We start from the raw sequence: 12,624 nt of genomic DNA, 5'->3' as shown, positions 1-12,624 counted from the left end.
TTGAATATGTTCTTTGTTTTAAAGATAAAAACACGCTATTTTATTAGAAGCCAATATATTGCAAGGCAAATCTTGAAAAGCATTTTAATTAATTATTAGATTATTTTTACAATATTCATTCTAAATATGAAATTAACTTCGACATATTAATAAATAGCATAGAATATAGATTCTATACTGATTAAGACAAAAATAATATACGAAACAAAAAGCCTTTTTAAATTATTAATTTAGAAAAATTAAGATCTAAATATTTTTAATATCTTAAAAAGTTCTCTAGAAATTCTTTAAATGTTAAAGAAACTAAATCTTTTACATTTAAAAAATATACAGACAAGCTTTTTGTTTCTTTTTAAAAATAAATAAAAACATAAGTGATGATTTTCTTTGTTTTATTAAAACTAAAATTGATATTAATAAAACACATTTAAATAAAATATACAAATAAATTTTTGCTCCTACCAAAAATCCATTGTTATCTACTTCTCTTATATTTCTTTTTAGTATATTTGTTTATTTTAAATTACTAAAATCTCTATTAAAATCTTAAACCAATTTTCAGTTTTTTTGGATTGCTGAAAAATCAAATAAATTTAATTACTCTAATTTATTAGAAAATCTTTTTTATATATTCTTGACCTCATAAAACAAAGAAATAAGTATTTCCGTCGCTCCTTTTTAGGATTATATTTTTTATTTTTATGATACATAATATTACATTCTTGTATATAAGCTTAGCATGAAGTATTTCCTTTATATAGTGTTTTTATTATCTAATAAACTAATTTTTAATACTCTTATTAATACAAAATCTTATTCTTTTTAATGAGAACTAATTTTTAATACTCTTATTAATACAAAATCTTATTCTTTTTAATGAGAACTTATTTTTAATACTGGGTAATATATAAGTATAAATCATGGTGGTTAAAAATCTAAATGCCCTGCAATTTCCTGTACAAGACAAGTATTTTTGGTTTCTTGATAAATACCTGTTAAAAAGGTATGACAAAATAGATGAGAGTACCCTCTTTTTTTAAAAAATATTAATTTTTAGTCATCATGCCAGCTAGTCGAGCCCTATAAAAGAGACTGCTATTTATAATTTGAAAAGTATAGCTATTATTTTTTAAACTAAATTTAAAGCGCATTTCGCTTACCTTTTTTAATGGGCCTTTAAAACAAAACACTATTCTATCTTTATCAGCTTTACCTTTTTTATATGGCTTCTAACCAGCACTACACCCTATATCAATCCAGTTAATAGATCTAAATATTTTCATTTCATGCTAGCATTAAAAGCAAATTCAATTAAAAGCCTATTTTAATAAAAAGCTTTATGCCCTTTACTCAATAAACCAAGTAGCTGCCTTATTTCTTCCCTGGCCAATGCTTCTAGTAACTCCCTCTTTTTCCTTTTATTGCTTTTTGATATTCAAGTTAATTAAAATTCAAGCCTTTAAAGATGGCCGCCGAAATCGTTACTAGCACAATACAATAATTTTATTGTGCTATCTTTTGTTAAAGTTACCATTAAAATAGCAAAATAAAATAATGGGAAAGTTATTCTTAGTAAGTTGATTAAATCTATTTAAATATGATCTTAAAAAGATCAAACTTGCTGTTAATAATACCAAAATAAACAATGTTCTGGATGTTCTTAGATTTTTTTTAGTATTGCTTCTCAATAAATTTAAAACATAGAAAAACTTGCTGACTTTTCTTAATATAGAACAATTCCAATAAAATAATTCATAAAAAACCTAAAGCTAATATATCATCTATGAATAATAAAAAATATTAAAAAATAGAGATTGAAATTTTTACATATTTTATACATAATAATACTTATTTACACGAACAAATAGGAGATTAAGATGACATTAAATTTGCTTAACCATAACCACAAAACCAATACCAATAAACTACTTTCAAAAGATTCAAGGCTCAAAAAAATTATTTCAGTAATTAATTACTTAAATAAAAGTTTTGAAAAAAAATATGATATTTCAATATATAGAATTCATTTTAATTCTGAAAAACTCAAGGAGCTTTATCCTCATCATCAAATAGATATACTTAGAGTTTTAAACTCTAATATAAGTAAAGAGGGCTATAAACCAACTGTAATAAGAACCTTAAGAGAAGACCTAAGATTTTTAATTCACATAAAAGCAATTGAAAAAAAAATATTAACATTCTCAAATAACTTAGGAAAATTTAAAGGAAAATTATGTATATATAGGGTGTCGCCTATTGCATATAAATTAATCGCTGCTTATTTTGAGGCTTATAAAGCAGGCCTATATAGAAAAATAAAAGAGGAAAAAGACAGGCTCGGTATACAAAATGTAACTAAAAATGTTACTGTATATATAAATCGTAATAACAATATCTATAATAAGAATTCTATTGAAAATATTTTTAAAAAATCCTATATTAAAGAAAAAATAAAAAAGAAAAACAAAAAAGAATTTACAAAAAATACTTTAGAAAAAAGGTTGAAATTACCTAAAGAAATAACCAAAGAGATTAAAAATATCGCAAAAAACACTAAAAATCCAGAGAAAACCTACAAAAATACACTTTTTAATTACAAAGATTTCTTAAACTATTTATCATATGACTATAAAAAAGAAGATATTTTGTTTTTCTTTTTAAGCAAACTTAAAGAATATAAAGATAAAATTCACTTTATGAAAAAATATGCTCCCTATAAAACAGACTTTTACTTACTTGCAGGAGAATTCAAAGATTTGTACCATTCTAAATGGAAAACAAATAAAAAAACCAATTTTAGCGGACATGTAAAAGAAATAGCCAACAACATTCTAAATAAAATTTTAGAAAAGGAGCTAAAGTTTGAATGATTTACTAGAAAAACTAAAAGCAAGAAAAAAAGAAATGACAGGTAAGAAAGAGGCGGAATATAACAAGAATCTAAATAAAGAAACAAAAGAAAGAACTGCCTTTTTTAGAATTGAAGAAATAGATAATAAAAAAATATATTATACAAAAATTTTTAAATATTTAGTAAAATTTAGAATTGCCAATAAAGATAATAAGTTAAGTTTAACTTTCCAAAAACTTAATAATAAAAAAAATTATTATTTATTTAATCTTTTCCCCCTAAAAGAAGGCAACAAGTTTTTAGGAATAAAATATGGATGGGACAAATTAGAAAAGCCTTTTTTTTTAAGAAAAAATAATAAATCTTATGTAATAAAAAAACTTTATTATTTAGAATTTAAATTTAGCAAAGGGTCTATTAAGTGTTATATTCAGTCTCTTAGAACGCTATTAAGAAAAAAAGACAAAGAAAGTACCAAATATTATAAGTTTAATTTAGAACATATAAAAAGAATGGAAAATACCGTATATAAATTTTACAGTAAAAAGCTAAAAAATAAAGGAGTAATATATAAATGGATAGAAAAAAATCAAATATCATAACAATAGCAAATCTTAAGGGGGGTGTAGGTAAGAGCACCCTATCAATACTGTTTTCTTATGTATTAAAGGATTTGGGTAAAAAAGTGTTGCTTATTGATATGGATTCACAAAATGCTTTAACTTCATATTTTAGAAAATATGTTTTTAATTTTGATAAAAATAACATTTATAATTTATTAATAGGCAATGTTTATTTTGATCAATGTGTAAGCAAAATTAATGATCATATTTTTATAATTCCATCACACCCCTTTCTCGATGAATTTAATGATAAAAATTTAGATAATAAGGAAAATTTATTGAGTTTTTGTTTAGATAAAAATGTTTTAAACCATAATTTTGATTATATTTTCCTTGATACTCCTCCCAGCTTTAGTTTTATTTTAAAAAATGCATTAAATACCACAAATCACATTGTTATTCCAGTTCAACCTGAAACATGGTCAATAGAAAGTTTAGAAATATTAATGCAAAAAATTACAGATAAAAGCTACAATATTTCTATTGTTGTAAATCAATTTATTAAAAATAGGAATATACTTAAAGAGGTTGAAGATGCTCTATATAGACGATATAGTAATTATATAAAAGGTAAAATTCATTATTATAATAGCATAAAGGTTTTTATAATTAATCGTTTGGAACCAGATATAAAGAGTAAATATTATAAAGAAGCAAAAAATGTATTAAAAAATATCTTAGATTTATAACATTTTTTTATATTCCCCGGGGGAATATAAAAAAAGGAGTTTAAAATGAAAATAAAAGCCGAAAAAGATAAAGAAGCATTATTTAGTAATCGTTTTGGGAATTGCAACGAAGAAATAAGTTTAAATGAGGATCAAGACAAAGAGCTAGTAAATTATAATAATCTAAAAGAACAACTTAAGTATAATTTAAAAGATGATATTAATAATAAAATTCAAAGAATGAAAATTTTATATGAAATTAAACAAAAAGAATTATATAAATACGATGGTTTTGCTAGTTTTAATGATTTCATAAAATCTTTTGAAGTTGCAAAAAGTCAAGCTTATAGGTATTTAAAAATTTATCAAAAAGTTCTAGAGGGTAAAGTGTCTATTGATAAAATAAAAGAAGTGGGCTTTAAGGCCGTATTAAGAGATATAGAAGCTAAAAATTTTTTAAACGAAGATAACCATAGTGAATCTGAAGGTGTTAATGAAAGTATTCCTATTAGAATTTTAGTAAAGGATAAAGAATTATATAATTTCTGCAAACAAGATACTAAAAGATTATATTTTATTATTGAAAGAATTTATAAAGAAAAGAGAGATGTTTTATCTGAGCTTATAATTGAGTATGAAAAAAATAAAAAATAAATCTATTGATTTATAATGCACATTATGATAACATTTAATCCGGTTAGGATTTAATTTCCTATACTATTTGTTCGTTGTAAATGGAACTGCCCATATTGGGCTTTTTTGCTATATATAATTTTAATCAAAGGTGTTTATTAACTATTAACTATTAACTATTAACTATTAACTATTAACTATTAACTATTAACTATTAACTATTAACTATTAACTATTAACTATTAACTATTAACTATTAACTATTAACTATTAACTATTAACTATTAACTATTAACTATTAATAATAACAGATTTAAGCTTTTCCCCAATTTAATTTAAAAGCTATGTCCTTAATGATTTTCTTGTTTAAAATATCACTTGGTTATTTATTTTTATTTATTTAGGGGGATTTAAAGATATTAATAATACCCATTTCTTGGCTTTTTATTATTTTTAAATTTATACGTTACAACAATAGATAATTTACAAAAAAACAAACATTAATAAAACAGGCATATTTATAGCACTTATAAAATTGTTAAAATTGAACATATAGCTATTGCTAAAAATGAAAATATGCGAGACAATGTATCCTTAATAAAAGTTATAGTTATCAAAGCCCTTGAATCTACATTTTTTGAAAAAATATTCTAAAACATTAGAATAAATAGAAATTAAAATTACTAAAAATATGATTATAGTAATATATATGTAAATATATAAAACTATTATTATTTAACCTGATAATAGGAATGTGATAGTCAAATCAATATATATATTATAGTTTTAATGTTTGATTTTTCTAAATATCCACGCTTCTATAATATCTAATAAACAAAATAGTAAATATATAATTCCAAATATACTAATGTATTTATTATTATCAATAAAAATAACTTGCCAATATAAATAAAAAGGTTGATAAAAAAATTGAATAGCGGATATTAAAATCTAAAAATTCTTTAGATTTTAATAATATTATTGTTTTTTAAACTTTATGGTATATAAAGGCAAATCTTATTTATTGTGCTGATGATCTACAGCTTTGAAAAGTAAAATATTGGTGCAAATTATAATAATTTAATATTAGCCTTTTTTAAGTAAGAAAAGTTGTAATTCTCAAAAATTAATTTTTTAAGTTGTGAGCAAGTATTTATAAGTTTTTTGTTTTGAAGTTCGAATTTTAGTATTATTTGTATAATATTTTTTTATTAAAAAAGATAAAAGAAAAAAATAAAAAAATATTTTTAACAAAAAGCATATTTTATACTAAATAGAAATATATTGCTCTTATATTTCAGGAATAAGATAGATATTTTCAGTGAATATAATATTTATAAGCTTTTTATTTGCTTGCTTTACTACTTTTTTGTCATAGACTGCAAAATAAAGAAATGAAATCAAATAGAAAGAATTAAGGTTATTAAAAACCTTAAAGTTATTTTAATGTTAATAGGGCTGTGTTATCAGTTTGTTATTAAATTGTTTTGCTATTTAGAATAGCAATTTGTTAATTTCATTACTAAGGGTAAGGCAATGCTTTTAAAGAAAGTTAAAAGATTTTTCGATTAAATTCCATCTGTATCTTCTTATGTTTTTAAATATGTATAGTTTCCCAAATCCATATTATTTATGATAAACCCAATACGGTAAAATTTTTGTTAGATGTTATATAAGCAACTTTTCAGCTTTTTTTGAGGCTGAGGGCTGCCAGCGATATCATTAGATGTATTTTCTAAATTAGTTATAAAATGTTCTGTTTTAGCTCTTACTCTTTTAGCACAATCATTAACTTGATTTATGTCTCTATGATTAGCAACTTTTCAAACTTGAGAATGCTTTTGTCAGCACCATTAGCATATCTTTTTTCAATTGCCAAAGCTCATTCTTCTGTAGATTCTTTTAAAAGTGTGTTTGTACTGTTCTAGTTATTAATAGCATTTTGCAATTTATTTTTGATTTCATTCAATATATAATTTGCATTCCTAATTTTTCCATTTATAGAGGAAATAGGTCTAAATAGCATTTGATTCTTTTTCTTATTTTTTCAGCTCTAACACCATTTAAAAATTAATTCTTTTGGCTATAAAATTCAGTTTGTATGTTTTACGGTAAATCATGTAATCTGTTATACGTTTTTTGAACACCGGCAATTCCTTTCCCATATCATTTCCATTTGACTTATTGTTATTTAAAGATTCTCCTAAGTCCTGAACCATTCTATTTAATGTATAAATAATGTTGATTTTTCTCCCTTTAGAACTCCTTTCGTTTTTCTTTTAAAAACTGCATTCTTTTTTTTATTTAAGATCATATTACCTTGAGTGTTTTTAGTAGCCCTATCTTAAACATCCTTTTAAAAATTTTCCTTTATTGTAGAAGCCTTATCATTCCCATTTAAGAGCCATATCACTTTGATTTTTAATAGCAATCCATTATAGCAATCCGCCAATGATTTATAGTTATTTATTTATTATATTCAATCCAAGAAATACTAGATTGCCGGTTTTTGGTGCTATGCATATGGGAAAAAGCAGAAAATTATGTTGACAAGTTTGACGAACTTATAATTGTCAAGAATAAAGAATTATTCATTATTTACAATGAAAGAGATGATATTAATAGAAAATAGTACCCTTTAAATTAGATTTGCAAATTCAATTAGATTTGAAATTTGAAAAATTTAATTGCAGAAAAACTTTTTATTGACAATCAAGTTTTAAACAATTTCAACGAATAGGCTTTGATTAAACTGTTTGTTAATAAAATATCTAAATTTTAAACAACACTTTACTAAGTGAGAGTTCTTCTTTATTGAATTGTATCTATTAATTTAAAGCCCGCCTATTGGTTTTTGATATGTAGAAGCTTTGAGAAGCTTGGACAATTTGTTTGATTTAAAATATATTTTTATAATAAAAAATTTAGCTATTATAAACAAAGATTATTAAACCGCAATTTACATTAAATGGAAAGAACAATGCTATTTTATAGCTTTTGTTTTTAGAGAATTTTTTAATTAAAAAAGTTAATTATACATACATATTTATACAAATATGTATTGATTCTAATTTAATTATGTTTTAATTATCTCTTGAGTTAATTAAATTTAATGACAATAATATACTTAAAAAGTTTGTGGGTTTGATGTTGGTGTTGCCAAGGGGGCTTTGTTGCATATCAAATCTCTAGATAAATGTTAGTTGCCCATGTAATATAACCTTGTTCCTAAATGTCGTATCTATAAAAACAAAAGCCCAGGTGTTTTTAGGTTTTTTGTAACTTATGTATCACAAGAAAATATTCATAATATTAGTAATGGTCTGATATTATGAATGAAACTTAAAATATTCAAATTTACCTATATATGTATACCAATTCGTAAAAATCTTTTTTCAATTTCTTCTAATAGCTTTTTAGCTTCTTTTTTATTTGAGCAACTGTATCTAAAGTAGTTAGCTGCATTTTCTAAGGCATTTGCCGAATATTCTGCCTTATACTTTGCGTCCTTAGCAAAATTATCAGCCTGATTTCTATCCCATCTATTAGCAGGTCCCCCAATTTGACCTTGCTTTCTGCCTTCATTGTTATGTCTTTTTTCAATTGCCTGAATTAATTTTTCTATAGATTCTTTTAAAAGAGAATTTGCATTATTCCAGCTATCATCTGAGATTTGAAAATTACTTTGGATTTCGGTCAACTTATGATTCAAACTCCTAATTTCTTTTTCTATAGATGAAAAAGATCTAAATATAACTGTGTTTTTTTTCCTATTTTCCCCAAATTTAGTATCCCTTATAAATGAATTCCTTTGACTATGAAATTTTTCTTGCATATTCCCAAACAAATTATAAAGTTTATAATATTCTTCTTTAAACTTAACAATTTCTTTTTCTATATTGGAATTGCTAATGAGACTTTGTGTAGCTTTGGCTTTCTTAAAAGCTTCCTTTTCATACTGTGTTTCTAGAAAGCCTTCTAAGTTTTCTAACTTACTAGGTAAAGTCTTTTTGCTAATCCTTTCTTGGTTTTCGATCGTTAAAAGCTCTATATTAACTTCGGTGGTAGCATTGTGTAAAGGATTTTCTAAACTTTGAGCTGGTTTTGGATTTATTTGATCAACATTGACGTTGTTCATTAAATCTATTCTTGCTTGAGGAGCGATAGTTTTATTATTTGAGATCATAGGTTCGATGACTTGCTGTGAATGATTAATTAAATCTACGCTGATTAGATGTTCTAAACTGGCAATACCAGCACCATCAATAGATGTATTATTTCTAGATACATAATTATCTTCATTCACTTCTATTCTATCTTGATTTTTAGTTTTATCTTTATCCTTTATTAATAGTTTATCAGAAATTTCTATACTTTTATCTGCAATAGCCTTCCAATCGCAACCAACCATTAAAATTAAAATCACTGAAATATAGAAAATTTTATTACTCATATATTCCTCTCCTTCAGGTTAAAATACGTAATGCTATTATATGTAAATATTATAAAAAATTTCAAATCCGCTTTCAATACGCACAATTTAATTTGCAAGTTTACTTTCTTTAGTAATTGATGAAAAAAGAGTTTTAAAAATTAAAAAGATTTATTGTAAGCTATTTGTAATAAAAAAGGCTTGCATTTTTATTAAATTTATAATTATTGGCGTTTTTGCTTTTATAGTAGAGAGTTCTGGTTAATTTTTATTGATTTTTTGTAATTTTTATAATGGTATATCAAGTTTTTGGCAACCCATTTAAAAATTCAATGAAGAAGACATGAGATAAGATACTTGCATTAAATTAGATAGTTATTGATTTATAAAAAATAGTAGGCGTTTTGCAATTTGTGATAAAGAGTAGAAAATTGAATGGTTTAATTAAATAAACAGCAGATGGGCTTTCTCAAGTTGTTATCAAGAAAATAAAAAAGAGAATATTTTTGATTATCATGCTTCATTACAATTTGTCATTGGTTGTAGGAAGGCATTTAAAATAGTATTAAATAGTAAAAACTAAATTGGAAGATTTTGCAAAAATAAGTGACATTTCTTGGGAATTGAATCAAAAAATTGAGAACTTTAAGGCAGCAGCATATTGAGCTATGATAAAGTTTTTTTATCTTCTTTATAAGTAATTTTATCTACAATACGATTGTGGTCTCTAGAATGCTTGTCGGTATTACATCAAAATGTTGAATTTTTTGCTGGATTTTCTTAATTGGTGTAGCTATTTGTTTTTTTAGATTTTTAGGAGTGGTACGACTGTTTAGTTTGTTTGGATCAGCATTGTCAAGAGGCGCACATGATATGCAAATTGAAGTTAATATTGCTGTAATAATGTTGAGTTTAATATTATTAAATTATTATATATATTATCAAATAATATAAAACTCATTTGATATTAAAGATTTAATTTCTACTTAGTGTTTTTGGTTTAGGCTTAGATTGTATGAATAAAAAAGAGAAGAATTAACTTTTCTTTTAAAAAAATACCAAGTGCAGCATATATTATTTTTTTGTTTAGATTAATAGATTTAATTTAGTAGATAAAGAACTTCGTAGTATTTATCCTTTATGTGAGTTGCTAGATTTTCTACATTGGTTTTAAGGTTGTTGGAATCTTTACTATAAGCATCAATGGTTGAGTTTAGGGTTTTTGCAAAATTTTGCCTTATCTTTAAATCAAGTTCTATGTGTTGTAGTAACTCTTCGGCTTTTTCTTTGCTTAGAGTGTGTAATGCATCTTGTATTTTTTTTAAATGCGTGTCTTCTATTTGAAGTTGAATATTTTTAGCTGTTTCTAGAAATTTACCAGCTATTCGTCGGTTCTTGAAATTTTTATCAAGTTTTTCAAGGATTTCTTTTAATGTTAATATTTTTTCTTTTTCATAATTTAGGGATGAGTAAATTATTCTTTTTAATTTCATTTTTTCACGGTGCATAAAAACATCATGTCGTTGAAGTTTAAAAGTTTCTAGGAAATCATATTGTGCATCAATGTTAGCTATTTGTATATCTTCTTGTTTTTCTTGAACTTTCAGATCTTTACCAATTTTGTCTAATTTTGAGATTGTGATTTTTCCTTGAGGACTTTGATTTGAATATTTTGGATTTTGATATTCCTTTTTGAGATTTTGATTATTTTCTGCTGGATTTTTTGTTGAATTTTCTGCCAGGTTTTCTGAATTATTAAGGCTTTTTGTTTTTTGGGGATTTCTAGGGGTGGTACGGCTGCTTTGCTTGTTTGGATTAACTTTGCCAAGAGGTGTGCATGATATGCAAATTGAAGTTGATATTGCTGCAATAATTTTAAGTTTAATGATGTTTAATTTAGTTTTTTTCAAAACATTCTCCTTATAAATTTGAATTATTAAATTATAATATTATTACAAAATAATAATATTATAATTTAATAATGTTGTCAAATAATATTAAACTTATTTTATATTAAAGATTTAATTTCTACTTAGTGTTTTTGGTTTGGGCTTTGATGAGCTTGTATTAATAAAAAAAAAGAGAAGAATTAACCCATTTTTTAAAAAATATCAAGTGAAAATATTGATTTTTTGTTTATATTAATAGACTTAATTTAGTAGATAAAGAGAGTTTTGTAGTATTTTTCCTTTATGTGGGTTGTAGATTTTTTATATTGGCCTCAAGTATTATTTTTTTTATCTAGAGATTATTAACAATATTATTAAGTTTTTTATCTTTTATTAAAGCGATACTAGAAATATCTATATTGATTATATGATATAAGTGTGCTAAGTAAGGTTTTTGGTAATATTAAAACTTGAAATTGTTTATTAATTTAGGAAATTTTTAAATTTTATATGCTGATTACAGAAATGTCATATATTTTTATTTTAATGAAAGTGGTTAATATCAAAATGTAAGGTTAGTTAGCCTCCTTGTAAGTAGTATCAACTTAGCTGTACGAAGATCCATACTGGTGAATTTATTAAAATTATTTTCAAATACTATGAATGTAAGAAAAGCTAAATAAGATATTTATGTTGGATTTTATAACCAAAATGGGAACTTTTATTGAAGTTATCATGATTCTTATAAAAGAAATAAAAAAATTATTAACAAACATATGCTGATGTTTCGATATCATTATAGAAGAAATAGTTTTAGTAAAAAGGCAATTAGCACAATTATGTAATTGTAGATTGATTATATAAAGTTTAAAAGTGGCACTTCTTTGATCATTTTGAATTTCAAAAAATCTCTAACAACAGCATCTTGTTATTAGAGATTTCAGGCATACACTTTTATGCTTTCTTGTTTTGAACCTTGTGTTCATTTCCAGAATTCTAACTTCAATAGCCCTTTGCTATTCTTTCAAGTGTTTCTTTAATAAATGCAAATGGATTAAAGTTATCAACTTAATAATAATAATGTCAATATACTATAAATTCTTTTAAAGTTGATGAAATGCAAAGATAGAGCTAGGTAAAAATACTATATTTTTTCTAGTACATATGAGAATTTATATTGAAGCATCTAGAATACAATTCTATATTGTATAAATGTAGCTTAGTTGGAATAGGATTATAAGTATAGAGTTTGTATAATAAATTTTCTAAAATTGGAAATTTCCTGGATATAAGGCCTTACTAGGGAAGGCTAGTAAAACAAAGCTTAAGCAAAATACTATCCTAAAAAATTGTAGATTAATGTTTGATTTTATGATATTGGAGAATAGATAATGCCATTATGCGAGTTTATGTAGAAAGAGCAAAAAAATTAAAATTTGCTCTTTCTCTGTTAAAGTTTTGCCTTTTATAGGTAAAGTTATGACTTTTAAGGGAAGATAAAAATATCTATACTATTAGCTATATATAT

Annotated in this window: 7 protein-coding genes; 4 read left to right on the top strand and 3 right to left on the bottom strand. The window is 23.8% G+C overall.

The features are described from left to right. The first annotated feature begins 1,877 nt into the window (after positions 1-1,877). Genes QIA00_RS05200 through QIA00_RS05185 form a run of 4 tightly spaced genes read left to right on the top strand, consistent with a single transcriptional unit; the run spans position 1,878 to position 4,796 of the window. Positions 1,878-2,870: a plasmid maintenance protein gene (locus tag QIA00_RS05200; protein ID WP_421114481.1), complete on the top strand. Its 993-nt coding sequence runs from the start codon at positions 1,878-1,880 to the stop codon at positions 2,868-2,870. Next, positions 2,863-3,453, top strand: coding sequence for a DUF226 domain-containing protein (locus QIA00_RS05195; protein WP_421114480.1), 591 nt, complete (start codon positions 2,863-2,865; stop codon positions 3,451-3,453). Before QIA00_RS05200 ends, QIA00_RS05195 begins: the two co-directional genes overlap by 8 nt. Beyond that, positions 3,426-4,163, top strand: a complete 738-nt coding sequence (locus QIA00_RS05190; protein ID WP_421114479.1) for a ParA family protein — start codon at positions 3,426-3,428, stop codon at positions 4,161-4,163. Before QIA00_RS05195 ends, QIA00_RS05190 begins: the two co-directional genes overlap by 28 nt. A gap of 45 nt (positions 4,164-4,208) precedes the next feature. Beyond that, positions 4,209-4,796 (top strand): chromosome replication/partitioning protein, encoded by a 588-nt coding sequence (locus QIA00_RS05185; RefSeq protein ID WP_421114478.1) that lies wholly within the window; start codon positions 4,209-4,211, stop codon positions 4,794-4,796. Positions 4,797-8,136: 3,340 nt separating this feature from the next. Here QIA00_RS05185 and QIA00_RS05180 read toward each other — a convergent pair. The 3 genes from QIA00_RS05180 to QIA00_RS05170 all read right to left on the bottom strand — a co-directional run bounded on the left by QIA00_RS05180 (position 8,137) and on the right by QIA00_RS05170 (position 11,117). Further along, positions 8,137-9,228, bottom strand: coding sequence for a hypothetical protein (locus tag QIA00_RS05180; RefSeq protein ID WP_421114477.1), 1,092 nt, complete (start codon positions 9,226-9,228; stop codon positions 8,137-8,139). Between the two features lie 686 nt (positions 9,229-9,914). Next, entirely contained in the window at positions 9,915-10,124 is a 210-nt protein-coding gene (locus QIA00_RS05175; protein WP_421114491.1) for a complement regulator-acquiring protein, read from the bottom strand. A gap of 183 nt (positions 10,125-10,307) precedes the next feature. Then, on the bottom strand, positions 10,308-11,117 hold the full coding sequence (locus QIA00_RS05170; protein ID WP_421114476.1) for a complement regulator-acquiring protein: 810 nt from the start codon (positions 11,115-11,117) through the stop codon (positions 10,308-10,310). Positions 11,118-12,624 lie beyond the last annotated feature (1,507 nt).

Source organism: Borreliella americana, assembly GCF_032595795.2.
Lineage (GTDB): Bacteria > Spirochaetota > Spirochaetia > Borreliales > Borreliaceae > Borreliella > Borreliella americana.
This window is presented reverse-complemented; position numbering and strand designations above follow the sequence as displayed.

Coding starts and splice junctions, on each gene's coding strand:
- QIA00_RS05180 (WP_421114477.1), bottom strand. CDS start 9,228: ATGAGTAATAAAATTTTCTATATTTCAGTGATTTTAATTTTAATGGTT.
- QIA00_RS05190 (WP_421114479.1), top strand. CDS start 3,426: ATGGATAGAAAAAAATCAAATATCATAACAATAGCAAATCTTAAGGGG.
- QIA00_RS05200 (WP_421114481.1), top strand. CDS start 1,878: ATGACATTAAATTTGCTTAACCATAACCACAAAACCAATACCAATAAA.
- QIA00_RS05185 (WP_421114478.1), top strand. CDS start 4,209: ATGAAAATAAAAGCCGAAAAAGATAAAGAAGCATTATTTAGTAATCGT.